The sequence below is a fragment of the Pseudomonas sp. ADAK7 genome (assembly GCF_012935675.1).
In the GTDB taxonomy this organism is placed as follows: Bacteria; Pseudomonadota; Gammaproteobacteria; order Pseudomonadales; family Pseudomonadaceae; genus Aquipseudomonas.
On sequence record NZ_CP052861.1, the window covers coordinates 1,927,621 to 1,949,291 of the forward strand.

General features: G+C 57.8%; 25 protein-coding genes, 1 tRNA gene and 1 pseudogene. 6 read left to right on the top strand and 21 right to left on the bottom strand.

Features of this window, described 5'->3' with window-relative positions:
* Positions 1–45 precede the first annotated feature (45 nt).
* From HKK53_RS08860 to thrS, 11 genes are all read right to left on the bottom strand, one after another.
* Positions 46–447 (bottom strand): DUF5329 domain-containing protein, encoded by a 402-nt coding sequence (locus HKK53_RS08860; protein WP_169370510.1) that lies wholly within the window; start codon positions 445–447, stop codon positions 46–48.
* A gap of 441 nt (positions 448–888) precedes the next feature.
* Positions 889–1,578, bottom strand: coding sequence for an SGNH/GDSL hydrolase family protein (locus HKK53_RS08865; protein ID WP_169370511.1), 690 nt, complete (start codon positions 1,576–1,578; stop codon positions 889–891).
* A gap of 271 nt (positions 1,579–1,849) precedes the next feature.
* A tRNA-Pro gene (locus HKK53_RS08870) sits at positions 1,850–1,926 on the bottom strand.
* Positions 1,927–2,015: 89 nt separating this feature from the next.
* A complete protein-coding gene (locus tag HKK53_RS08875; RefSeq protein ID WP_003179985.1) occupies positions 2,016–2,372 on the bottom strand; it encodes a MerR family transcriptional regulator in 357 nt (118 codons plus the stop codon).
* A complete protein-coding gene (gene ihfA / locus HKK53_RS08880) occupies positions 2,353–2,655 on the bottom strand; it encodes an integration host factor subunit alpha (protein WP_002553164.1) in 303 nt (100 codons plus the stop codon). Before ihfA ends, HKK53_RS08875 begins: the two co-directional genes overlap by 20 nt.
* Positions 2,656–2,658: 3 nt before the next feature.
* Positions 2,659–5,040 carry a phenylalanine--tRNA ligase subunit beta gene (gene pheT / locus HKK53_RS08885; RefSeq protein ID WP_169370512.1) on the bottom strand — a complete coding sequence of 794 codons (2,382 nt, stop codon included), beginning with the start codon at positions 5,038–5,040 and terminating at the stop codon, positions 2,659–2,661.
* A gap of 26 nt (positions 5,041–5,066) precedes the next feature.
* A complete protein-coding gene (pheS, locus tag HKK53_RS08890; protein WP_007905876.1) occupies positions 5,067–6,083 on the bottom strand; it encodes a phenylalanine--tRNA ligase subunit alpha in 1,017 nt (338 codons plus the stop codon).
* A 109-nt stretch (positions 6,084–6,192) separates the two neighbouring features.
* Positions 6,193–6,549: a 50S ribosomal protein L20 gene (gene rplT / locus HKK53_RS08895; RefSeq protein WP_007905879.1), complete on the bottom strand. Its 357-nt coding sequence runs from the start codon at positions 6,547–6,549 to the stop codon at positions 6,193–6,195.
* A gap of 27 nt (positions 6,550–6,576) precedes the next feature.
* Positions 6,577–6,771 carry a 50S ribosomal protein L35 gene (gene rpmI, locus HKK53_RS08900; RefSeq protein ID WP_008145659.1) on the bottom strand — a complete coding sequence of 65 codons (195 nt, stop codon included), beginning with the start codon at positions 6,769–6,771 and terminating at the stop codon, positions 6,577–6,579.
* Positions 6,772–6,831: 60 nt separating this feature from the next.
* Positions 6,832–7,383, bottom strand: a complete 552-nt coding sequence (gene infC, locus HKK53_RS08905; protein WP_176469887.1) for a translation initiation factor IF-3 — start codon at positions 7,381–7,383, stop codon at positions 6,832–6,834.
* On the bottom strand, positions 7,383–9,305 hold the full coding sequence (thrS, locus tag HKK53_RS08910; protein WP_010455934.1) for a threonine--tRNA ligase: 1,923 nt from the start codon (positions 9,303–9,305) through the stop codon (positions 7,383–7,385). The genes infC and thrS overlap by 1 nt, the downstream gene beginning before the upstream one ends.
* A gap of 375 nt (positions 9,306–9,680) precedes the next feature.
* Here thrS and HKK53_RS08915 point away from each other — a divergent pair, with 375 nt between their 5' ends.
* Together HKK53_RS08915 and HKK53_RS08920 are read left to right on the top strand one after the other, a co-directional pair.
* Positions 9,681–9,983: a hypothetical protein gene (locus HKK53_RS08915; protein ID WP_169370513.1), complete on the top strand. Its 303-nt coding sequence runs from the start codon at positions 9,681–9,683 to the stop codon at positions 9,981–9,983.
* A gap of 292 nt (positions 9,984–10,275) precedes the next feature.
* Positions 10,276–10,488, top strand: a complete 213-nt coding sequence (locus HKK53_RS08920; protein WP_003179963.1) for a cold-shock protein — start codon at positions 10,276–10,278, stop codon at positions 10,486–10,488.
* Positions 10,489–10,558: 70 nt separating this feature from the next.
* On the opposite strand, the gene HKK53_RS08925 is transcribed toward HKK53_RS08920, so the two are convergent.
* Complete coding sequence (locus tag HKK53_RS08925; RefSeq protein ID WP_169370514.1) at positions 10,559–10,879, bottom strand: I78 family peptidase inhibitor; 321 nt, start codon at positions 10,877–10,879, stop codon at positions 10,559–10,561.
* 166 nt (positions 10,880–11,045) lie between these two features.
* Positions 11,046–11,351, bottom strand: coding sequence for a hypothetical protein (locus HKK53_RS08930; RefSeq protein ID WP_169370515.1), 306 nt, complete (start codon positions 11,349–11,351; stop codon positions 11,046–11,048).
* Between the two features lie 132 nt (positions 11,352–11,483).
* Here HKK53_RS08930 and HKK53_RS08935 point away from each other — a divergent pair, with 132 nt between their 5' ends.
* Positions 11,484–11,696 carry a hypothetical protein gene (locus tag HKK53_RS08935; protein WP_169370516.1) on the top strand — a complete coding sequence of 71 codons (213 nt, stop codon included), beginning with the start codon at positions 11,484–11,486 and terminating at the stop codon, positions 11,694–11,696.
* A gap of 32 nt (positions 11,697–11,728) precedes the next feature.
* On the opposite strand, the gene HKK53_RS08940 is transcribed toward HKK53_RS08935, so the two are convergent.
* The 8 genes from HKK53_RS08940 to HKK53_RS08975 form a co-directional block, all read right to left on the bottom strand.
* The gene (locus tag HKK53_RS08940; RefSeq protein WP_149658830.1) at positions 11,729–12,757 is read right to left on the bottom strand and encodes a nucleoside hydrolase; all 1,029 of its coding nucleotides are present in this window, start codon (positions 12,755–12,757) and stop codon (positions 11,729–11,731) included.
* Positions 12,758–12,801: 44 nt separating this feature from the next.
* A complete protein-coding gene (gene rbsD / locus HKK53_RS08945; RefSeq protein WP_133836999.1) occupies positions 12,802–13,206 on the bottom strand; it encodes a D-ribose pyranase in 405 nt (134 codons plus the stop codon).
* Positions 13,203–14,120: a ribokinase gene (gene rbsK / locus HKK53_RS08950; protein WP_169370517.1), complete on the bottom strand. Its 918-nt coding sequence runs from the start codon at positions 14,118–14,120 to the stop codon at positions 13,203–13,205. Before rbsK ends, rbsD begins: the two co-directional genes overlap by 4 nt.
* 36 nt (positions 14,121–14,156) lie before the next feature.
* A complete protein-coding gene (locus HKK53_RS08955) occupies positions 14,157–15,176 on the bottom strand; it encodes a LacI family DNA-binding transcriptional regulator (RefSeq protein ID WP_169370518.1) in 1,020 nt (339 codons plus the stop codon).
* Positions 15,177–15,179: 3 nt separating this feature from the next.
* Entirely contained in the window at positions 15,180–16,157 is a 978-nt protein-coding gene (locus tag HKK53_RS08960) for an ABC transporter permease (RefSeq protein ID WP_123599265.1), read from the bottom strand.
* Positions 16,154–17,707, bottom strand: a complete 1,554-nt coding sequence (locus HKK53_RS08965) for a sugar ABC transporter ATP-binding protein (protein ID WP_169370519.1) — start codon at positions 17,705–17,707, stop codon at positions 16,154–16,156. Before HKK53_RS08965 ends, HKK53_RS08960 begins: the two co-directional genes overlap by 4 nt.
* Positions 17,708–17,764: 57 nt before the next feature.
* Positions 17,765–18,718, bottom strand: a complete 954-nt coding sequence (locus HKK53_RS08970; RefSeq protein ID WP_149658835.1) for a sugar ABC transporter substrate-binding protein — start codon at positions 18,716–18,718, stop codon at positions 17,765–17,767.
* Between the two features lie 197 nt (positions 18,719–18,915).
* Complete coding sequence (locus HKK53_RS08975; protein ID WP_169370520.1) at positions 18,916–19,377, bottom strand: hypothetical protein; 462 nt, start codon at positions 19,375–19,377, stop codon at positions 18,916–18,918.
* Positions 19,378–19,721: 344 nt separating this feature from the next.
* On the opposite strand from HKK53_RS08975, the gene HKK53_RS08980 reads away from it, so the two are divergent.
* From HKK53_RS08980 to HKK53_RS08990, 3 genes and pseudogenes are all read left to right on the top strand, one after another.
* Positions 19,722–20,810, top strand: a complete 1,089-nt coding sequence (locus HKK53_RS08980) for an asparaginase (RefSeq protein ID WP_133836993.1) — start codon at positions 19,722–19,724, stop codon at positions 20,808–20,810.
* 156 nt (positions 20,811–20,966) lie between these two features.
* Positions 20,967–21,257, top strand: a complete 291-nt coding sequence (locus HKK53_RS08985) for a DUF1654 domain-containing protein (RefSeq protein ID WP_169370521.1) — start codon at positions 20,967–20,969, stop codon at positions 21,255–21,257.
* 4 nt (positions 21,258–21,261) lie between these two features.
* A pseudogene (locus tag HKK53_RS08990) lies at positions 21,262–21,630 on the top strand (endonuclease); the annotation flags it as partial.
* Positions 21,631–21,671: the final 41 nt, after the last annotated feature.

Here is a 21,671-nt window from a genome sequence, read left to right on the forward strand (position 1 = left end):
AAAAGCCCGGCGGATAGGCCAGGCTTTAACGTTTCGGAAACACGCTCAATGGAGCTGGCGTTGTCTCTGTAACTCGCTCTTCAACCACGTGCTCGTCGGCTGGACGCCCGCGGGACACCTCACTTCATAGGCTTTGCCATTCATGCTGCTTTTGGTAGCGGCCAGATCAATGAAGTCTTCGGCGCTGCTCACCATGTTTTTGCCTTCGAGATAATTCAGCTTCTTTTCGAGATGCGCCCGAGCCTGGGGTCCCGGGTATTCGGTGCCGCTGCGCACAAACTTGCACTCACTGCGCTCCACAAAATCCAGCAAACCCTTTATCTCTTGATTAGCCTGCGGCGTGGTTTGGGCCTGCGCACTGCCCGCCACTGCCAATAGGCCGATAGAGACTGTGATTAGCCATTGGCGAACAATGGTTAGGGTGGTCGCGGTTTTGACAATTCGCATGGTACTTCCTTGTTCTGAAAGTGGGCGACTTTAGCACCAGGACGTCAGAAACGAAAAAGGGGATCAAGCCGCCAGGCTTGATCCCCTTGTGAAATAGGGTCGGGACGGAGTGATTCGAACACTCGACCCCTAGCCCCCCATCTTCTTTTTCATACTTATTGAAAGCTTCGAAAATTCCACTCTGGATTTTTCAAAGCGAGTATTCACCTGAGCTCCAGTGTTGTGTGAGTTAGCAGCGGATTTAGCACCGACGAGGACCTTGCAATAGATTCCGAGCTGACCGCGTGACGTACAGCCGGTTCCGCTGAGCGGCATGAACGCACACTGGATGACGCGCATCGTCATCCAGTGTGCTCTGGCGATACGGGTCACACCGCTGCTTTTTTCCAGGTCTCCAGGCGAAAAAAACCCGCCGAAGCGAGTTTTGCATCTATGTCCAGGTCAGTTTGGCGAGGCGCCACTCAAATTTTCAATCAATGACGGGGTGACCACTGCGCGATATCCATCAGCATTTGGGTGCAATCCATCCGCAACATACTGATTAAACAGGTCGGGACTTGATTTCAAGACCGCCTCCCACCTTGGATAATTGTCGATTAGACGAAGTCCCCTGGCCTGTGCGACATCCCGGTACATCTGGAAGTAATCCCTTAACTTCGGTCTCTCCACTCCAGAGCCTCCAATCACTGGATTCGTCACCATTAAAATGATCTCCGTCGATGACTTGGCAGCCTTGATCCGGTCAATCATTAACTCGAGGTTTTTCCGCGCTTGTTCGACGGTGGTTTTGTGGGGAAGGAAAGCGTCGTTGATCGCGAATTCGATAAACACCGTATCCGGGCTTTTGGAGATAACTCGACTTTCGAGATTTTCAACACCCCATCCCGACCACATCGAACCCTTCCCACTATTTATAACCGTGGCACGTCCTGGGTAACGCTGATTCAGATCATCCCCAAGCTGCTGCACCCAGGCGCCAGAGGCCGTCAAGCTCGTACCATAAGCTACGACGGTCTGCGCCTTGCCAGCGTCAAGGTTTGAATAGAGCTCGCTTTCCTGACCAGCAAAGCTGGCCGCGCTTAACGAAAATAACATTCCAGCAAACAGAGCCTTGGCCCACAAACGATTCATTCAACTGTCCCGATCTTTTCACAGGCGGCAAGGATGAACCTGTGAGCTTGAGGCGTCCAACAGATTTAGGCGGGTGGCATTGGTTCTCACCCCGCAAGCTGTAGGCGAGGATGTCTCGGTCATTGCCAGGAAAGATGGGCAGAAAATGGCAAGACTTGCGAACGAAGGCATGGCCAAGAACCACCAGGCGTGAAAATAGAGAAGTCACGCAAAAATCACGCACATGAAAAAGGCCAATGCTGTAAACATTGGCCTAAGACATTGAAAAATATGGTCGGGACGGAGTGATTCGAACACTCGACCCCTAGCACCCCATGCTAGTGCGCTACCGGACTGCGCTACGCCCCGACTAGGCGTTATACCTGTTCCTCACCTCGAGGAACGCTCAAGAATATATCGCAAGCTTTTGAAAACTGGAAGTATTCAAACGCAGGAATTTATTTCTTGAGCACAACCAGCACATCTTCCAATTCAGCAATCATCTGCCGAATCATCTGCTTGTATTGGGTGGTGTCGTCTTTGGCTTCATCGCCGGACAAACGCAGGCGCGCGCCGCCGATGGTGAACCCCTGATCGTAAAGAAGCGCGCGGATCTGCCGGATCATCAGCACGTCTTGTCGCTGATAATACCGGCGGTTACCGCGGCGCTTGACGGGGTTGAGTTGAGGAAACTCCTGCTCCCAGTAGCGCAGCACGTGCGGTTTTACCGCACACAGCTCGCTGACTTCACCAATGGTGAAGTAGCGTTTGCCTGGGATGACGGGTAGCTCGTCGTTATGACTTGGTTCCAGCATAAGCCTCAACTCGGGCCTTCAACTTCTGCCCTGGACGAAAGGTGACCACACGGCGAGCCGTGATCGGGATTTCTTCACCCGTTTTCGGATTGCGGCCAGGCCGCTGGCGTTTGTCCCGAAGGTCGAAATTGCCGAAACCGGACAATTTGACTTGTTCGTTGTCTTCAAGAGCGTGCCTGATTTCTTCAAAAAACAGTTCGACCAATTCCTTGGCCTCCCGTTTATTCAGGCCCAGCTCTTCATACAGACGTTCCGCCATCTCAGCTTTCGTCAGAGCCCCCATACGTCACTTCCTTAACGTGGCGTTCAACCTTTGTTCGAGCGAGGTGAGGATATTTTGCGTCGTGTTATTCACCTCATCGTCATTAAGAGTGCGCGATGGATGCTGCCAGGTCAAGCCAACTGCAAGGCTTTTTCTATCAGGATCAATGCCTTTACCCTGATACACGTCAAATAGCCTGAGGTCCGTCAGCCATTCCCCTGCATTTTCACGGATTACGTCCAGTACGGCGCTGGCGGCGACGTCTTTTTCGGCGATCAATGCAAGGTCACGACGCACTTCAGGAAAGCGCGACAACTCCTGGAATTTAGGCATTTTACCCAACGCCACTTCAGCCAGAACCAGCTCGAAAACGAAGACCGGACGGTCGAGACCGAGGGTTTTCGACAATTCAGGGTGGATCGCACCGACGTAACCGACCAGACGACCCTCACGCTCGATGCGCGCGGTCTGACCTGGATGCAGCGCCGGGTGTTTGCCCGGTACGAAAGTGAATGAATCCAGCGCACCGGCAAAGCCCAGCACCGCTTCCACGTCAGCCTTGACGTCGAAGAAGTCCACGACATCGCGACCCTGCGCCCAGCCTTCCGGCAGACGACTACCGCAAACCACACCGGCCAGCATCGGCTCTTGCTTCAAGCCTTCCAACTGACCAACGAAACGCAGGCCGCTTTCGAACAGACGGACGCGGTCCTGTTGACGGTTCAGGTTGTGCTGAAGCGCCTTGACCAGGCCTGGCCACAACGATGAACGCATGGCAGCCATGTCATTCGAAATCGGGTTGGCCAGCAACAGCGGTTCAACACCCGGATTAAACAGTTCGAACTGTTTCGGATCGATGAAGCTGTAAGTGATCGCTTCCTGATAACCACGAGCCACCAGCAGGCGGCGCAGTTCAGGCAGATCGCTACGGGCTTCAGCCTTGGCTTGCGGTGCCAGGCGGGCTTGTGGGTAACGAACCGGCAGACGGTTGTAACCGTACAAACGGGCCAGCTCTTCGATCAGGTCCACTTCCAGGCTGATATCGAAGCGATGGCTTGGCACTTCTACGCGCCACTGCCCTGCCCCGTCAGCCGAAACGGCCAGGCCCAAAGCATTGAGCAGACGCTCGACTTCCACCGGGTCCATTTCCATGCCCAGCATCTGGGTGATGCGTTGCGCACGCAGGGTCACCGGCGCGATTTTCGGCAGGTGCTGCTCGCTGACGGTTTCGGTGATCGGGCCGGCTTCGCCGCCAGTGATTTCCAGCAGCAGGCCAGTGGCACGCTCCATGGCTTCACGGGCCAGCTGCCAGTCCACGCCACGCTCATAGCGGTGCGAGGCGTCAGTGTGCAGGCCGTAAGAACGGGCCTTGCCAGCGACAGCGATCTGGTCGAAGAACGCGCTTTCGAGGAATACGTCACGAGTGGTCGCGGTGTTGACGCCGCTGTGCTCGCCACCCATCACGCCAGCAATAGCCAGGGCGCGGGTGTGGTCGGCAATCACCAGCGTATCGCTACGCAGGCTGACTTCCTGACCGTCGAGCAGCACCAGCTTCTCGCCTTCTTCGGCCATGCGCACGCGGATGCCGCCATTGATTTCGGCGAGATCGAACGCGTGCAGCGGTTGACCCAGCTCCAGCATCACGTAGTTAGTGATGTCGACGGCGGCGTCGATGCTGCGCACATCGCCACGACGCAAGCGCTCGACCATCCACAACGGTGTTGGTTTGGACAGGTCGACGTTGCGGATCACTCGGCCCAAGTAACGTGGGCAAGCGGCTGGCGCCAGCACTTCGATCGAGCGTACTTCGTCGTGCACGGCTGGCACGACAGCCACCATCGGGCGGGTGACTTCGGTGGCGTACAGCGCGCCAACTTCACGGGCCAGACCGGCCAGGGACAGGCAGTCGCCGCGGTTCGGGGTCAGGTCGACCTCGATGCTGGCGTCGTCCAGGCTCAGGTATTCACGAATGTCCTGACCCACTGGCGCATCGGCCGGCAATTCCATCAGGCCATCGTTGCCTTCGCCGACTTGCAGCTCGGCTTGCGAGCACAGCATGCCGTTGGACTCAACGCCACGCAGCTTGGCTTTCTTGATCTTGAAGTCGCCCGGCAGTTCGGCACCGATCATGGCGAACGGGATCTTCAGGCCCGGGCGCACGTTGGGCGCACCGCAAACGACCTGGAAGGTTTCCGAGCCATTGCTGACCTGGCAAACGCGCAATTTGTCAGCGTCCGGGTGCTGCTCGGTGCTCAGCACCTCGCCCACCACTACACCGGTGAATTCGCCGGCGGCCAGCGTAACGCTGTCGACCTCAAGACCGGCCATCGACAGACGAGCAACCAGCTCGTCACGACTTACCTGCGGGCTTACCCAGCCACGCAGCCATTGTTCACTGAATTTCATCCTGCTCTCCTAAGAATTCGTTACGACTAGCGAAATTGCGCGAGGAACCGCAAGTCGTTGTCGAAGAACAGACGCAAGTCGTTCACGCCGTAACGCAGCATGGCCAGACGCTCAACGCCCATGCCGAAGGCAAAGCCCGAGAACTCTTCCGGGTCGATTCCGGACATACGCAACACGTTCGGGTGAACCATGCCGCAGCCCATGACTTCCAGCCAGCCGGTCTGCTTGCAGACACGGCAGCCTTTACCGCTGCACATCACGCATTCCATATCGACTTCAGCGGATGGCTCGGTGAACGGGAAGTACGAAGGACGGAAACGCACGGCCAGTTCTTTTTCGAAGAACACGCGCAGGAACTCTTCGATGGTGCCTTTGAGGTCGGCGAAATTGATGTCGCGATCGACCAGCAGGCCTTCGACCTGGTGGAACATCGGCGAGTGGGTGATATCGGAGTCGCTACGGTACACACGGCCTGGGCAGACGATACGGATCGGCGGTTGTTTCGATTCCATGGTGCGGACCTGTACCGGCGAGGTATGGGTGCGCAGCAACATGTTGGCATTGAAATAGAAGGTGTCATGCATCGACCGGGCCGGGTGATGGCCTGGGATGTTGAGCGCTTCAAAATTGTGATAGTCGTCTTCGACCTCAGGGCCTTCGGCAATGCCGTAGCCAATGTGGGTGAAGAACTGTTCGATACGTTCCAGAGTGCGGGTAACCGGATGCAGGCCACCCGAGGTCTGGCCGCGGCCAGGCAGGGTCACGTCAATCGACTCGGCGGACAGTTTGGCGGCCAGATCGGCCTCTTCAAACAGTGCCTTGCGCGCGTTGAGAACCTCTGTGACACGCTCCTTGGCAACGTTGATCAGCGCGCCGACTTGCGGGCGCTCTTCTGCCGGCAAATTCCCCAGGGTCTTCATCACCTGAGTCAACTCGCCCTTTTTGCCAAGGTAGTGAACCCGGATTTGCTCCAGGGCATTGATATCTTCAGCGCTTTGCACAGCCTCTAGAGCTTGAGAGACCAGCGCGTCCAGGTTTTCCATGTACAGACTCCAGATACAAAATAGGGGAAGAGCTTGAAGGCTCTTCCCCTATTTATGACGTTTAACACCTGGCCCCACAGAGGTGAGGCCGGGTGACTGTCGGGGGTACTTAAGCCAAGGTGGCTTTAGCTTTCTCGACAATCGCAGCAAACGCCGCTTTTTCGTTCACTGCCAGATCAGCCAGAACCTTACGGTCGATCTCGATGGACGCTTTTTTCAGGCCGGCGATGAAACGGCTGTAGGACAGACCGTTGATACGTGCACCAGCGTTGATACGAGCGATCCACAGAGCGCGGAACTGACGTTTTTTCTGACGACGGTCACGGTAGGCGTATTGGCCTGCCTTGATTACCGCTTGCTTGGCAACACGGAATACGCGCGAGCGAGCGCCGTAGTAGCCTTTAGCAAGTTTCAGAATTTTTTTGTGACGTTTACGGGCAATGACGCCACGCTTTACACGAGCCATGAGTTACTTCCTCTATTCTTGACTAAATTAACGAAGGCGCAGCATGCGCTCGACTTTTGCCACGTCACACGGTGCCAGCAAGCTGCTACCGCGCAGTTGACGCTTACGCTTGGTCGACATTTTAGTCAGGATGTGGCTCTTGAAAGCGTGCTTGTGCTTGATACCGTTAGCAGTTTTCAGAAACCGCTTAGCAGCACCACTTTTAGTTTTCATTTTTGGCATGTTCGGATACTCCGCATTCAGTTGATAAACATAATCAGTAGGCCTGCCGTGCCCAAATGATTACTTCTTCTTTTTCGGGGCGATGACCATGATCAGCTGGCGTCCTTCCATCTTAGGATGCTGTTCGACCGAACCGTACTCGAGCAAGTCACCTTCAACTCGCTTGAGGAGTTCCATCCCCAGCTCCTGGTGGGCCATCTCACGGCCGCGGAATCGCAAGGATACCTTGGCCCTGTCCCCATCACTCAGGAAACGTACCAGGTTGCGCAGTTTTACCTGGTAATCCCCTTCCTCCGTCCCTGGACGAAACTTGATTTCTTTAACCTGGATCTGCTTCTGGTTTTTCTTGGCTGCGGCAACCTGCTTCTTCTTTTCGAAGATCGATTTGCCGTAGTCCATCAGCTTGCAGACAGGGGGTACAGCATCGGCGGAAATTTCCACCAAATCGAGCTTGGCTTCTTCAGCCTTAAGAAGCGCGTCTTCAATTGACACAATCCCAAGCTGCTCACCCTCAGCCCCAATTAACCGAACCTCGCGTGCCGAGATATTCTCGTTGATCGGGGCTTTCGGTGCAGCTCGTTTATCTTGTCTCATTTCACGCTTAATAGTAATTACTCCGAATCTGGGCGACCACGCCGGGAAACCGCTTGAGCGAGGAACTCAGCGAATTGGGCGACGGGCATCGAGCCCAGGTCAGCACCTTCACGAGTACGCACAGCGACAGTCTGCATCTCGACTTCCCGATCTCCGATAACCAAGAGATAAGGAACCTTGAGCAAAGTATGCTCGCGGATTTTAAAGCCGATCTTTTCATTTCTCAAGTCAGACTTGGCACGAAATCCGCTTTCGTTGAGAGTTTTTTCAACCTCAGCGGCGAAATCAGCCTGCTTGTCAGTGATATTCATGATCACTGCCTGGGTCGGAGCCAGCCACGCAGGGAACGCCCCCTCGTAGTGCTCGATCAGGATTCCAACGAAACGTTCGAAGGATCCGAGGATCGCCCGGTGCAACATAACCGGGTGCTTGCGACTGTTGTCTTCGGAGACGTATTCGGCTCCCAGACGGACAGGCAGATTAAAATCGAGCTGAAGGGTACCACACTGCCAGACGCGGCCAAGGCAATCTTTCAGCGAGAATTCGATCTTCGGACCGTAGAACGCCCCTTCGCCCGGCTGCAAATCGTACGGCAAGCCAGCGCTATCAAGGGCTGCAGCCAATGCAGCTTCGGCGCGATCCCACAACTCGTCGGAGCCGACGCGTTTTTCCGGACGAGTGGACAGCTTCATCTCGACGTCTTTGAAGCCGAAGTCGGCATAGACGTCCATGGTCAGCTTGATGAACGCAGCGGATTCGGCCTGCATCTGCTCTTCGGTGCAGAAGATGTGGGCGTCGTCCTGGGTAAACGCACGCACGCGCATGATGCCGTGCAGTGCACCCGACGGCTCGTTACGATGGCAGGCACCGAATTCGGCCAGGCGCATCGGCAATTCGCGGTAGCTTTTCAGGCCTTGATTGAACACCTGCACGTGGCACGGGCAGTTCATCGGCTTGATGGCATAGTCGCGGTTTTCCGACTGGGTGGTGAACATGTTGTCGGCGTAGTTGGCCCAGTGCCCGGATTTTTCCCACAGGCTGCGGTCAACGACCTGCGGAGTCTTGATCTCCAGGTAGCCGTTGTCGCGCTGCACCTTGCGCATGTACTGCTCGAGCACTTGGTACAGAGTCCAGCCGTTCGGGTGCCAGAACACCATGCCCGGCGACTCTTCCTGGGTGTGGAACAGGCCCAGGCGCTTGCCGATCTTGCGGTGATCGCGCTTTTCAGCTTCTTCGATGCGCTGGATGTAAGCCGCCAGCTGCTTCTTGTCCGCCCATGCAGTGCCGTAGACGCGCTGCAATTGCTCGTTCTTGGCATCGCCACGCCAGTAGGCGCCGGACAACTTGGTCAGCTTGAAGGATTTCAGGAAGCGCGTGTTCGGCACGTGCGGACCGCGGCACATATCGACGTATTCTTCGTGATAGTACAGACCCATGGCCTGCTCGTTCGGCATGTCTTCGACCAGGCGCAATTTGTAGTCTTCGCCACGGGCCTTGAACACTTCGATCACTTCGGCGCGCGGAGTGACTTTCTTGATCACGTCGTAATCTTTTTCGATCAGCTGCTGCATGCGCTGTTCGATCGCGGCCAGGTCGTCCGGAGTAAAAGGACGCTCGAAGGCGATGTCGTAATAGAAGCCTTCGTCGATGACCGGACCGATGACCATCTTGGCCGTCGGGTACAGCTGCTTGACCGCGTGACCGACCAGGTGGGCGCAAGAGTGGCGAATGATCTCCAGCCCCTCTTCATCCTTTGGCGTAATGATTTGCAGCGTGGAATCGCTGTCGATGATGTCGCTGGCGTCGACCAGCTTGCCATTGACCTTGCCGGCCACGGTGGCTTTGGCCAGGCCAGCACCAATGGATGCGGCGACCTCGGCTACGGAAACCGGGTGATCGAATGAACGTTGACTGCCGTCGGGAAGAGTAATAGTTGGCATGGCGCCTCCTCTCCTAGTGGTGACCCCTACCAAAGGTCACGTGGGTTGGGATGAGCCAGTACAAGATCCGATCCAGGCCATTCAATGACGAACGCCTGCCTTACAGCGGCAGGAGCCTTGCGGCCAACCGGAAAACCGAACCAGAGTGACTGGGATTCAAATCAGGGGTTATTCGTGTCTCTGCCGCTACCGGGACTGAACGTCATCCGGAGCCCGCAAAAGCCCGAGCGAGGCATGCTAGCACAGATGAACGGTCGTCGCGGCAACGAGGTTTTCTGCTGCGGCAAATCAGGCGTTTTTATGCCAGAGTGCTGAACTTGAACCCCGCTTTACCCCTCAGATAACAAGACATTGACCCACAAGGAGCATCCCAGCATGCGTCTGAATCGTTTGTTCGCTGTAGTCGCCCCCATCGTCCTGCTGCTGCCTCTGGCCGCCCATGCCGATTGGCCAAAGGGTGAGCGTGAGAAATACATGGCTCAGTGCACCCAGGCGGCCACCCCGCAAATCGGCGCTGCGGCAGCCAAGGCTCACTGCGCTTGTGGTGCCGACGCGATCAAATCGTACCCGGCCAGCGACATTCAAGCCCTGATGGACAACAAGGCCAGTCCAGAATTGCAACAGAAGGCATTGGCCAAAATTGCATCGTGCAAAGCCGCTCCCCAGACAAAAAAATAAGCCCAAAAGAACGCTTTGAAGGCCTCAACAGCCGATGAAAAGCCTCCGAAAAGCGCTTTTTCGTACAATTTATGCAGGTTTTACAGCTTTTTTTATCGTCTTTACTTTCGGCTGAAAGCCTTTTAAAACGGGGCTTTCAGGCCGATCAGGTAGCAAAGAAAGCACGACTGTTTGGCAAACAGGCCCTCCGGGGGGCTCCCAAACCGTACATTTCGACTATGATAGTCCCGTGTGCCCAGTTGGCCTGAGCAGCACAGTACTACTGAAAATATATGTTTCTTGGAGATACACCATGTCTAATCGCCAAACCGGCACCGTTAAATGGTTCAACGATGAAAAAGGCTTCGGCTTCATCACTCCTCAAGGTGGCGGTGACGACCTGTTCGTACACTTCAAAGCTATCGAAAGCGACGGTTTCAAAAGCCTGAAAGAAGGCCAGACCGTTTCCTTCGTGGCTGAGAAAGGCCAAAAGGGTATGCAAGCTGCACAAGTCCGCCCAGAGTAAGTTTCTGGCGCACTAAAAAAACCCCGTCCATGTGACGGGGTTTTTTATGGGCGAAACAAAAGCCGGGGGATCAGCCGCAGTTGATGCGCGTGACCACCAGGTTGTCATCGGTGTTCAGGTTCAGGCGGTCGGAGCGATACTCCAGGGTCACCATATCGCTGGGCTTGAGGATACGGGCATTCTGCGCGCCTGCGCGTGCACGCGCCTGCTCCAGCAACTCTGGCGAGGCCTTCTTGCCGATGGTGAACTCTGCAGCTTTTGAGTCACACCGACTGTGACCGGTGTCGGTCACCACAGGGTCCGTTGCTGTCGACTCGGTGGAGGGCGTGCTGCAACCGGCCAACATGGCAACGGCCAACAAAGTACCCAATGACGCGAGCTTCCAAGGCATGAAGCCTCCTTTTTTCAATAGTTAAGCTGAGATCGTGCGACCGCCAATCTTGCGTTTGGTTTCCCAAGCAGTGCTATCACCCTGCCTTCGATCTGGACAATCGCCGAGTTTGCCTGAGCATCGCCGCATCGTTCATCACTCAATCGTGACTGAATATGAACAACGCTCAATAAACGTCGATGTAGTCGTAAAGCGGATGCGGCCAGTTCTCTTTCAGCGCGTTGAAGATCTGCATGACCCAGACCTCATCACTGGCCGCGACGTTTCCTACGTACCCTGAGCCCTTGGCCCACGTCTCCAGACGAAACAACAGCCCGCCGATGTCGGTGCCACCGACGACGCCCGACGAAATGTAAGCGATGCCGCCCTTGGTCACTCGCAACTGGGTGTGTTCATCATCGCTGGCCGATGCCAGTAGCTGGCGCACGGTCTCAAGGGTCAAACCGTCAGGGGTGTTCAAATCGATCTGCACAGCGCGGTCCTTGAAAATCCATCAAAGACCAAGTGTCGCATAGCCCTCCCCTCATGCCTAAGTCGGAGTGCCAAATGTCGCGCAAAATGGTTAACTCGACGTTCAGACTTTTCCGACTTCACGAGCGCCATCATGACCACCGTAAGTATCGACGCCGACATCAAAGCCAAGTGGGCACAGGGCCACAGCTCTTACAGCCCCGGAAGCCCGGAGGAGCTGGCAATCATTGGGATCGATCTACTGGTCAAGGAACTGGGAACGCAAGCGGCCCAGTCGTTTATCGCCCAGGTATTCGAAAAATACCCGGCCGACTACCCCGGCGTAGTGGATTCAGGCAGGGAGTAAAACCCGCAGGTTGGCACCTGCGGGCATAGCGCTTACTTCAGACGAGCCAGACGCTGGGTCAGCAGGTCGAAAAAGCCCTGGGCGTCGCCGTTCTCGACCCAGAAGGCATTCTTCGGTGCTTTCAGACCGTCATACCAGTCGACGACGGTCTGGCCAAAAGTGATGCCTTCGCGACTGTCGATGGCTACGTTGACCGAACGACCGGTGAACAGCTCCGGCTTCAGCAGGTAGGCAATGACGGTGGCGTCGTGCACCGGGCCACCCGGGATGCCGTAGTGCTCCATATCGCCCTTGACGTATTCATTGAGAATATCGCCCACGATCTTGCCGGCATTGTTATTGAGCGCGGCGATCTGCTTCAGGCGCGCGTCGCTGGTGAGGATCTTGTGAGTCACGTCCAGCGGCAGGTAGGTCAGCTTCACGCCGCTCTTGAGCACCACTTCCGCAGCCTGTGGGTCGGCAAACAGGTTGAACTCGGCCACCGGGGTGATGTTGCCGCCATTGAAGTGCGCACCGCCCATGATCACCACTTCCTTGATGCCCTGGACGATTTCAGGTTCCTGGATCAATGCCAGGGCCAGGTTGGTCTGCGGACCGAGCATGGCGATGGTGATGCTGTGGGGCTTGGCGGCTTTCAAAGTATCGATCAGGTAATTGACCGCATTGCCTTCGGCCAGGCCTTTCTTCGGTTCGTGCACGGTGACACCCGACAGGCCTTCCTTGCCATGGATGTTCTCGGCGTAGATCGGCGTGCGCATCAGCGGTTTCGGCGCGCCCGCGTAGACCGGCACCTCTTCGCGCCCTGCCCACTCGCGGGCCAGTCGCGCGTTACGCGAGGTCTTGTCCAGACGCACGTTGCCCGCCACGGTGGTCAGGGCGCGAATGTTCAGTTCTTCCGGGGACGCCAATGCAAACAGCAAGGCGACCACGTCGTCGGCACCCGGGTCGGTGTCGATGATCAAGTCGATTTTTTCCGCCGCCTGGGCGCTTGTTGCGGTAATCAGGGACAAAAGCAGCAGACTCCGGAGCAGATGATGCAGTTTCTGAGCATAGCGGTGCATAGCGCACTCCTTGTGCGTGGGAAAGCAGAAAGGGATACAGCGGGTTAGAACGTCACTCCGGACACCAGCACGATGTTGCAGTACGGCGAACATTCGCCCGTACGAACAATCGCCCGCGCCTGCCGGCTGAGGACTTTGAATTGGTCATGGCTGAGCAGTTCGCGTTGGCCCAGGGCACCTTCGGTATTCAGCTCATTCAGTGTCATCAAAGCGGTCGGTTGCTTGTCGAGGATTTCCTGGGCGAGCACATGGCTTTCGACCTGCATTTCGCTGAGCACCACTTTCAAGGTGCTGATGAAGTCCGGAATCCCGTGGGTCAGGGCCAGGTCGATCAGTTCGACGCCCGGCGGCACCGGCAGGCCGGCATCGCCGATCACCACCATGTCGCCATGGCCCAGGGACGCGATCAGCCGCGACAACGCGACGTTGAGCAAAGGGGTCTTTTTCATGGTGTCTTGAAGGCCTGTACGTCGGACAAGGTTGGAATAGAGGGCTGGGCACCGGCCCGGGTCACAGACAGCGCCGCAGCAACCTGGCCGAAACGGATCGCCTCGGCCTCGCTTTTGCCGGACGCCAACGCCGCAGCGAAACCGCCGACAAAGGTGTCACCCGCCGCCGTCGTATCCACCGCCTGCACCTTTGGCGCTGGGAAATGCGCGAAGCCGGTGCCGTTGGCAAACAGCGAGCCCTGGGCACCGAGGGTGATGATCACCTTGCCGGCACCCATGCCGATCAATCGGGTGGCGGCAGTTTCGGCGGTTTCCAGGGAGTCCACCGGCAACCCGCTCAGGGCCGCCGCTTCACTTTCATTGGGGATCAGGTAGTCGATGGACGCATACCAATCCGCCGGCAACGGACGACTGGCCGGCGCCGGGTTGAGAATCACGGTCTTGCCCAGTTCTCGACCACGCTTGAGCGCATGCCCCACCGTGGCGTCCGGCACTTCCAGCTGGCAGATGATCACGTCCGCCGCTTGCAATACCGCGTCGAAACGGTCGATCACTTCAGGCGTCAGCTCACCGTTGGCACCGGCGACAATCACGATCGCGTTCTGGCTGTTGTCATCGACCACGATCAAGGCCACGCCGCTGGCGCCGTCGACGATGCTGACCGCCTGACAATCGATCTGCTCGGCCAACAGCGCCCCGCGCAATTCCTGGCCATAGGCATCAGTCCCGACACAGCCGACCATCGCCACTTGGGCGCCCAGTCGCGCGGCGGCCACGGCCTGGTTCGCGCCCTTGCCGCCGGAGACCGTGGAAAATGACTGGCCGATCAGCGTTTCACCGCCACGGGGCAGCCGTGGCGCCCGGGTCACCAGGTCCATGTTCAGGCTGCCTATTACCACTACTTTTGCTGGCATACGTCACTACTCATCAATTCGGTTTCTGCGGTGCTTTCAGCGGAATTCGGAGAACACACCGGCCAGCGGCGCAGTCGATTCTCGCAAGACGATACTCGGGGTCACGATCCGTTGATCGGTGGCCAGGTCCGGCGTGGCAATCCGGCGCAACAACACTTCGGCCGCCATCTCACCGAGCTGCAGGATCGACTGGCCGACAGTGGTCAGTGCCGGGTAGACATAACGACTCATTTGAATGTCATCGAAGCCGATCACCGACAGCTCGCTGGGAACACGAATGTTGCGCTCGGCGGCCGCGCGCAGCACACCGATGCCGATCATGTCGTTACCGGCGAAAATCGCGCTGGGCGGATTCTGTTCCAGCAGGATCGCCGCCGCACTGTAACCGCCGGTACTGGTGAAATCGCTTTCCAGCATGCGCTCGCGCGGCACCTCGACGCCCGCCTCTTTCAACGCCCGGCAGTACCCGGCCAGACGCATTTGCGCCACGCTGGTATCTGCCGGCCCGCCGATGGTGGCGATGTCCCGGTGGCCCAATTCCAGCAAGTGCCGGGTGGCCAGGTACGCGCCGTATTCGTGATCAATGCGTACCAGATCTGCATTCACCCCTTCCAACCCACGGTCGACAATCACCATTGGCGTGCGCACGCCGGCCAGGCCTTCGGCGAGCCCGGCATCGCCACCGGCCGAAGCCACGATCAAGCCGTCGATGCGTTTTTCCAGCAGCACCCTTAAATAGCTGCGCTGCTTGTCCGGGTTGTCGTCGGAGTTGCAGAGGATCACGCAGTAGCCGTTACGCTCGCAGTAATCCTCGATGCCCCGGGCCAGCTCGGCGAAGTACGGGTTGAGGCTGTTGGGCACCAGCAAACCGATGGTCGCCGTGGTTTTGGCTTTCAACGAACGCGCGACGGCGCTGGGTACGTAGTCGAGGCTTTTGATCGCCGCCTCGACTTTCACCCGCACTTCTTCACTGACCGGCCGCGTCTTGTTCACCACGTGGGACACCGTGGTGTAGGAAATTCCTGCAAGTGCCGCCACATCCTTGATCGTTGCCATGAATCAGGTCCGCCGGCTTGCGCGCTGACTGCGATAAGTATCCAGGACCACTGCCACCACGATAACCGCACCGGTGATGATGCGTTTGGTCGGCTCGGTCGCACCAATCTGCGCCAGGCCGGCCGCCAGTACGGAAATGATCAACACACCGAAGAACGTGCTGATCACCGAACCACGACCGCCCATCAGGCTGGTGCCGCCGATCACCACGGCGGCGATCACTTGCAGCTCCAGGCCAGAACCGGCATTCGGGTCCGCAGCCTCCAGACGGGAAATCTGGAACAGCGCCGCGATGCCGGCCAGCAGACCCATCAGGCTGAACACCAGGATTTTGTAGGGCTTTGGATTGATCCCGGCCAGGCGCACGGCTTCTTCGTTGGTGCCGATGCCAATCAGGTAGCGGCCGAACACGGTACGAGTCAGCACGGCCTGGGCGACGATGATGATCACAAAGGCAATAATGAACGACGGCGAAATACCGAAGGCAATCGGGTTGGACAGCCAAGCGAAGGCATCACCGATATAGGCGGTGCGTGAGCCGGTCATCTGGTACGCCAGGCCACGGGCCATTTCCAGCACGCCCAGGGACACGATGAACGACGGAATGCGCCAGGCCACGGTGATCGAACCGGTGATGGTCCCGGCCAATGCCGCCACCGCCATGCCGAGCAAGGCCGCCGGCAATACGCTCCAGCCCCAGCCCAGAATCGCCACGCTGACCGCCGACGCCGCGAGCGCCAGCACCGAACCGACCGACAGGTCGATGCCGCCGATGATCAGCACGAAGGTCATGCCAACCGCCAGCACCATCAAGTCGGGAATCTGGTTGGCCAGGGTACTGAAGGTGTCATAAGACAGAAAATGGCTGCTCAGCACCGAGAACAGCGCGACCATCGCCAGCAAGGCACCGGCCAGGCCCAGATAGGTGCCGAGGCCGTAAAAATTGCCACTACGTTTACCGGCAGACGTTGCAGTTTTCATGGAAGATCCCTAGGCGCTGCTTCGTTGAGCAACGCATCACGTTTTTGGTAGCCGGCAAAAGCGGCGGCAAGCAAATCATCCTGGGTCCAGCTGTCGCGCTCGAACGTGTCGATCAGACGCCCCGCCGACAACACGCCGATCCGGTCGCAGATCAACATCAGTTCGCGCAGGTCACTGGACACCACCACCAGCGCTTTACCCTGGCGCGTCAATTCGCCGAGCAAGGCATAGATGTCGAACTTGGCGCCGACGTCGATGCCGCGGGTCGGCTCGTCGAACAACATCACCGAACAATCGCGCTCCAGCCAACGGCCGATCACGACTTTCTGCTGGTTGCCGCCGGACAGCTCGGACACCAGTTGCGTCGGGCTGGAACTGCGGATACGCATGGCGTTGATCTGCCGCTGGGCCAGGGCCATTTCGTCACCGTTGTTGACGACGCCCGCACTGGAAATCACCGGCATATTGCCCAGGGCAATGTTGGCGCTGATCGATTGGGTCAGCAGCAGGCCTTCGCCTTTGCGGTCTTCGGTGATCAGCGCAATGCCGTGCCCGACCGCGTCGGCCGGCGAACGAATGCTCACGACCTTGGCTGGCGAACCCAGCGCGACCGTGCCGCTGTCCGCCGTGTCGGCGCCGAAAATCAGGCGCAGCAACTCGGTGCGCCCTGCCCCGATCAGCCCGGAAATGCCATAGATCTCACCCGCGCGCACTTCGAAAGACACGTCACGCACCTTGTCGGAGCGGGTCAGCCCCTTGACCGTCAAGGCGGGCGCGCCGATCTTGCGCACGCCCATGTCCATGTGTTCGCCCAGCTCGCGACCGACCATCAAGGTGACCAGTTGCTCGCTGTTGTAGTTGGCCATCGGCTCGACGCAGACCAGGTTGCCGTCGCGCAGCACCGCAATGCGCTGGGCCACGCGCGCCAGTTCTTCGAGGCGGTGGGAAATGTAGATGATCGACACGCCGCGGGCTTGCAGGCGCGTGATCTGCTCGAACAGCATCTCGACTTCACGGGCCGTCAGCATCGCGGTCGGTTCGTCGAGGATCAGCACATGACAATCGCCGATCAGGTTGCGGGCGATCTCGACCATTTGCTGGTGACCGATGCCCAACTCACCAACCAGGGTGTCCGGGTCAATCGCGTCGAGGCCGACCTGGGCCATCGCTTCGATCGCCGCCTTGCGCAGCTGCTTGCGGCTGATCCAGCCACCGTTGCTTGGCAGGTTGTCGAGAAACAGGTTCTCCGCCACCGACAGGGTCGGCAACAGATTGAGTTCTTGCATGACCATGCGAATGCCCAGGTCTTCAGCCTGGGTGCGGCTGCCGGGGCGGTATTCCTGACCCTGGAATTGCATCTGGCCGGTGGTCGGTGTGACCAGCCCGCCAATGATCTTCGACAGGGTGCTTTTGCCGGCGCCGTTCTCACCGGTCAGCGCCAGCACTTCACCGCGCATCAGCGTCAGGTCGATGCCGGTCAGGACCGGTTGGGCATAGGTCTTACCGATACCGCTGACCGAGAGGACAGCGTTCGGGGCGGAAACTGACATAAAAAACTCTCCATGCGCTCGCCCGGACGGGCGAGCGCCGTTGTGTCGCCAGAAGGACTACTTGGTAACCAGCTCTACCGGAGTTTCGATTACGCCGTTGGTGCCGCTGTCGACTTTCTCGCCCTTGATGATTTTCAGCGCAGTCTCGATACCGAACACGGCTTGCTTGGCGGCAAACTGGTCAGCGGTGGCCAGGACGCGACCATCCTTGAGCATCGGCTTGATGGCGTTGATGTTGTCGTAGCCGACCACTTGCACTTTGCCAGCCTTGCCCGCGGCACGGACGGCGGACACAGCGCCGACGGCCATGCTGTCGTTACCGGCCAGCAGGGCTTTGACTTCCGGGTATTCGCTGAGGATCGAGGCGGCAACCTTGTTGCCTTTGTCGATCTCCCAGTCACCGGACTGCAGCGATACGACTTTGATATTCGCCGCTTCCATCGCGTCCTTGAAACCCGCGGTGCGCTGTTGGGCGTTGGTGGTGGTGGACACGCCTTCGATGATGCCGACTTCGTCACCGGCCTTCAGTTGCTTGGCCAGGTACTCGCCGACCAGACGCGCACCTTTGCGGTTGTCCGGGCCTACGAACGGAACGGTGATGTTCTTGCTTTTGACCACAGCCGGATCGAGTTGATTATCGATGTTGATCACGGTGATACCGGCATCGACGGCTTTCTTGATCACGGGAACCATGGCCTTGGAATCAGCCGGTGCGATGACCAGCGCGTTGACCTTGGCCAGGATCATTTGCTCGACGATGCGCGTTTGGCCAGCGGTGTCCGTTTCGTCCTTGATGCCGTTGGAGATCAGGTCGAAGTCGGCGGTGTGGTCTTTCTGATAGGCCTTGGCGCCGTCTTCCATGGTCAGGAAGAATTCGTTGGCCAGAGATTTCATGACCAGCGCGACTTTAGGTTTTTCAGTGTCGGCGAAAGCCGAAGAGAGGGGCAAAGCGGCGGATGCGGCAGCCAGCATAGCGACAGCGAGAAGACGTCCAGCGAATGGCAGCTTCATGGGTTCACTCCGATCTTATGATTATTGTGAGCAACGCTTGCGCTGGCGTAGGCTACAGGGCGTTCGTCGATGGATCGAGCCACCACGACTGCCGCGCAAACGTTTGCGTAGATCGAACTATGCGAACCCTGCCGGGATTTGTCAACGATCAGAAACGACCATTTTGTGCGCTGCCTGGTAAAAGCCGAGCATTGGCCTTACGCCGTGGTATCGACCACCGACCCGGTGCTGGCACCCTTGGACAATTCCTTGACCAGAGCGGCGGACACTTCCAGCAAGGCGCCGCTAGTCGCGGCGATCTGCCCTTGAATCGCCATCAGCGCGGCAGCCTTGATTTCCGGCGTCGGATAAGACGCCGCTTGGGCTGCGGCCAATTGCTGTTGTTGCTCGCGCAGTAGCTGTTGCAACTCTTGCATGCGCTTGAGCAGGACTTTTACCGCCACGCTCTGGTTATCAGCGGCCTCGGCTGCGGCCTTCGTATCGGCATTCTTATCCAAGCCTACAGGACCGGTCTTGACTACCTTGCCGTCGTCTTCCTTAGTGCCAAGTGCTTTGTCTGCCTCGGCCTGCGCGGCATCGTTCAGCGCCCGGATCGTCGCTGCGGATTTGCCGCCAATGGTGACGCCTGCAGCGTTGGGAAGACCGACTGATAACGACATGTGAACTCCTGAAAAAAAGATTCCTTTGAAGAGCCATCGACCTGCGCGGGATTTTCTTTAGCACTGATTCGAAATCCGGCCAGGCGATTAATCAACAAAGTCCGTAGGCCCTTTCGGAGAACCGAACGCAAATACTCAACGTATTCGGAAACCCGGACAACAGGTCGTTTAACCTTGTTACCAACCACTTAAATACTGATATAAATCATCAGGTTAAAGTTTTCCCTCATGCACAGTACAGCTGGTACAGATCCTGCTCCTTCTCGTGCACCCCAGGCGTTCAGATCTGCCGGGGCGTATCTAGATGAACCTGCATCAGCACCGTCACTACTAGAGAGAAAATAATGAAATCTGCTTTCAACACCTTTATTCCGGGCGCTTTGGCCCTCCTGCTGCTCCTGCCCACCGCCCTTCAGGCGAAAGAAGCCGAAACCCAACAGAAACTGGCGAACGTGGTGATCCTGGCCACCGGCGGCACCATTGCCGGCGCTGGCGCCAGCGCGGCCAACAGTGCCACCTACCAGGCGGCCAAGGTCGGTATCGAGCAACTGATCGCCGGCGTGCCTGAACTCAGCCAGTTGGCTAACGTGCGTGGCGAACAAGTCATGCAGATCGCCTCGGAAAGCATCACCAACGACAACCTGTTGCAACTGGGTCGCCGCGTGGCGGAATTGGCCGACAGCAAAGACGTCGATGGCATCGTCATCACCCACGGCACCGACACCCTGGAAGAAACCGCCTACTTCCTGAACCTGGTGGAAAAAACCGACAAGCCGATCATCGTGGTCGGCTCCATGCGTCCAGGCACCGCGATGTCGGCCGATGGCATGTTGAACCTGTATAACGCCGTGGCCGTGGCCAGCAGCAAAGAAGCGCGCGGCAAAGGTGTGCTGGTGACCATGAACGATGAAATCCAGTCCGGTCGCGACGTCAGCAAAATGATCAACATCAAGACCGAGGCCTTCAAAAGTGCCTGGGGCCCGCTGGGCATGGTGGTCGAAGGCAAATCCTACTGGTTCCGCCTGCCGGCCAAGCGTCACACCATGGACTCGGAATTCGACATCAAAACCATCAAGAGCCTGCCTGACGTAGAAATCGCCTATTCCTATGGCAACGTCAGCGATACCGCCTACAAAGCCCTGGCGCAATCGGGCGCCAAAGCGATCATCCACGCCGGCACCGGCAACGGTTCGGTGTCCTCGCGCGTCGTGCCAACCCTGCAGGCCCTGCGCAAGGATGGCGTGCAAATCATCCGCTCGTCCCACGTCAACGCCGGCGGCTTCGTGCTGCGTAACGCTGAACAGCCTGACGACAAGTACGACTGGGTGGTGGCGCATGACCTGAACCCACAGAAGGCGCGCATCCTGGCCATGGTCGCGCTGACCAAGACCAACGACAGCAAAGAGCTGCAACGGATGTTCTGGGAATACTGATTCGCCCTCGCCCGACCGGTTCCGGTCGGGCACTGCTTACGCCACTTACCAGTCTCTGGTGAGTGGCCGCCGTCCGACAAAAATCTCAAAACGTCCTACACCAAACGGAAAAAATCGCTGTCAGACGATTTTCTTGAATTTTAAGCAGTTGCGAAAATGCCTACAGTTAAATACTGTATGCACGTACAGCTTAATAAGGGTAATTCCGTGGCCTCCACTTCCGCCTCTCCTGACTCCTATCAACGCATGGGCGTTCGCGTCCAAAAAATCATCAATTCCCAAAGTGCCCAGAAAGCCAAAGCAGCCCTGATCTTTCGCCTGCCCGACGAACCGGTGGATGAGTGGGAACAACTGCTCGAAGAAATCGACGAGAACGATAACGTCACCCTCGCCTACCGCGACGATGGCGGTGTGCAGATTTTCTGGGTTGTGCCGAAGGAAGATTGAGTCAATGAGTGTCCGTTGTTTCGCTCTACTGCTGCTGTTCACCGCCATGGGCGCCCAGGCTGCCGCGCCACGTACCTTTAACGAAGCCAAGAAAGTCGCCTGGAAACTCTACGCTCCGCAATCCACCGAGTTTTATTGCGGCTGCAAATACACCGGTAACAAGGTGGACCTCGCCGCCTGCGGTTATGTGCCGCGCAAAAGTGCCAAGCGTGCCGCCCGCATCGAGTGGGAACACATTGTTCCGGCGTGGCAGATCGGCCATCAACGCCAGTGCTGGCAATCGGGCGGACGCAAAAACTGCACGCGTTACGATCCGGTTTATCAAAAGGCCGAGGCCGATTTGCACAACCTGGTGCCGAGCATCGGTGAGGTTTATACGGGAGAGCACCAGTCCTAACGAAACGTTGACACACA

Bases quoted from the DNA above. Each gene is read 5' to 3' on its own strand.
- ihfA (WP_002553164.1), bottom strand. From the start codon at position 2,655: ATGGGGGCTCTGACGAAAGCTGAGATGGCGGAACGTCTGTATGAAGAG.
- HKK53_RS08915 (WP_169370513.1), top strand. From the start codon at position 9,681: ATGCGTCTGAATCGTTTGTTCGCTGTAGTCGCCCCCATCGTCCTGCTG.
- HKK53_RS08925 (WP_169370514.1), bottom strand. From the start codon at position 10,879: ATGCCTTGGAAGCTCGCGTCATTGGGTACTTTGTTGGCCGTTGCCATG.
- HKK53_RS08940 (WP_149658830.1), bottom strand. From the start codon at position 12,757: ATGCACCGCTATGCTCAGAAACTGCATCATCTGCTCCGGAGTCTGCTG.
- HKK53_RS08860 (WP_169370510.1), bottom strand. From the start codon at position 447: ATGCGAATTGTCAAAACCGCGACCACCCTAACCATTGTTCGCCAATGG.
- pheT (WP_169370512.1), bottom strand. From the start codon at position 5,040: ATGAAATTCAGTGAACAATGGCTGCGTGGCTGGGTAAGCCCGCAGGTA.
- rbsK (WP_169370517.1), bottom strand. From the start codon at position 14,120: ATGCCAGCAAAAGTAGTGGTAATAGGCAGCCTGAACATGGACCTGGTG.
- rpmI (WP_008145659.1), bottom strand. From the start codon at position 6,771: ATGCCAAAAATGAAAACTAAAAGTGGTGCTGCTAAGCGGTTTCTGAAA.
- HKK53_RS08975 (WP_169370520.1), bottom strand. From the start codon at position 19,377: ATGTCGTTATCAGTCGGTCTTCCCAACGCTGCAGGCGTCACCATTGGC.
- rbsD (WP_133836999.1), bottom strand. From the start codon at position 13,206: ATGAAAAAGACCCCTTTGCTCAACGTCGCGTTGTCGCGGCTGATCGCG.
- HKK53_RS08960 (WP_123599265.1), bottom strand. From the start codon at position 16,157: ATGAAAACTGCAACGTCTGCCGGTAAACGTAGTGGCAATTTTTACGGC.
- HKK53_RS08920 (WP_003179963.1), top strand. From the start codon at position 10,276: ATGTCTAATCGCCAAACCGGCACCGTTAAATGGTTCAACGATGAAAAA.
- HKK53_RS08875 (WP_003179985.1), bottom strand. From the start codon at position 2,372: ATGCTGGAACCAAGTCATAACGACGAGCTACCCGTCATCCCAGGCAAA.
- thrS (WP_010455934.1), bottom strand. From the start codon at position 9,305: ATGCCAACTATTACTCTTCCCGACGGCAGTCAACGTTCATTCGATCAC.
- HKK53_RS08955 (WP_169370518.1), bottom strand. From the start codon at position 15,176: ATGGCAACGATCAAGGATGTGGCGGCACTTGCAGGAATTTCCTACACC.
- HKK53_RS08935 (WP_169370516.1), top strand. From the start codon at position 11,484: ATGACCACCGTAAGTATCGACGCCGACATCAAAGCCAAGTGGGCACAG.
- pheS (WP_007905876.1), bottom strand. From the start codon at position 6,083: ATGGAAAACCTGGACGCGCTGGTCTCTCAAGCTCTAGAGGCTGTGCAA.
- HKK53_RS08970 (WP_149658835.1), bottom strand. From the start codon at position 18,718: ATGAAGCTGCCATTCGCTGGACGTCTTCTCGCTGTCGCTATGCTGGCT.
- HKK53_RS08985 (WP_169370521.1), top strand. From the start codon at position 20,967: ATGCCTACAGTTAAATACTGTATGCACGTACAGCTTAATAAGGGTAAT.
- HKK53_RS08980 (WP_133836993.1), top strand. From the start codon at position 19,722: ATGAAATCTGCTTTCAACACCTTTATTCCGGGCGCTTTGGCCCTCCTG.
- HKK53_RS08965 (WP_169370519.1), bottom strand. From the start codon at position 17,707: ATGTCAGTTTCCGCCCCGAACGCTGTCCTCTCGGTCAGCGGTATCGGT.
- HKK53_RS08865 (WP_169370511.1), bottom strand. From the start codon at position 1,578: ATGAATCGTTTGTGGGCCAAGGCTCTGTTTGCTGGAATGTTATTTTCG.
- rplT (WP_007905879.1), bottom strand. From the start codon at position 6,549: ATGGCTCGTGTAAAGCGTGGCGTCATTGCCCGTAAACGTCACAAAAAA.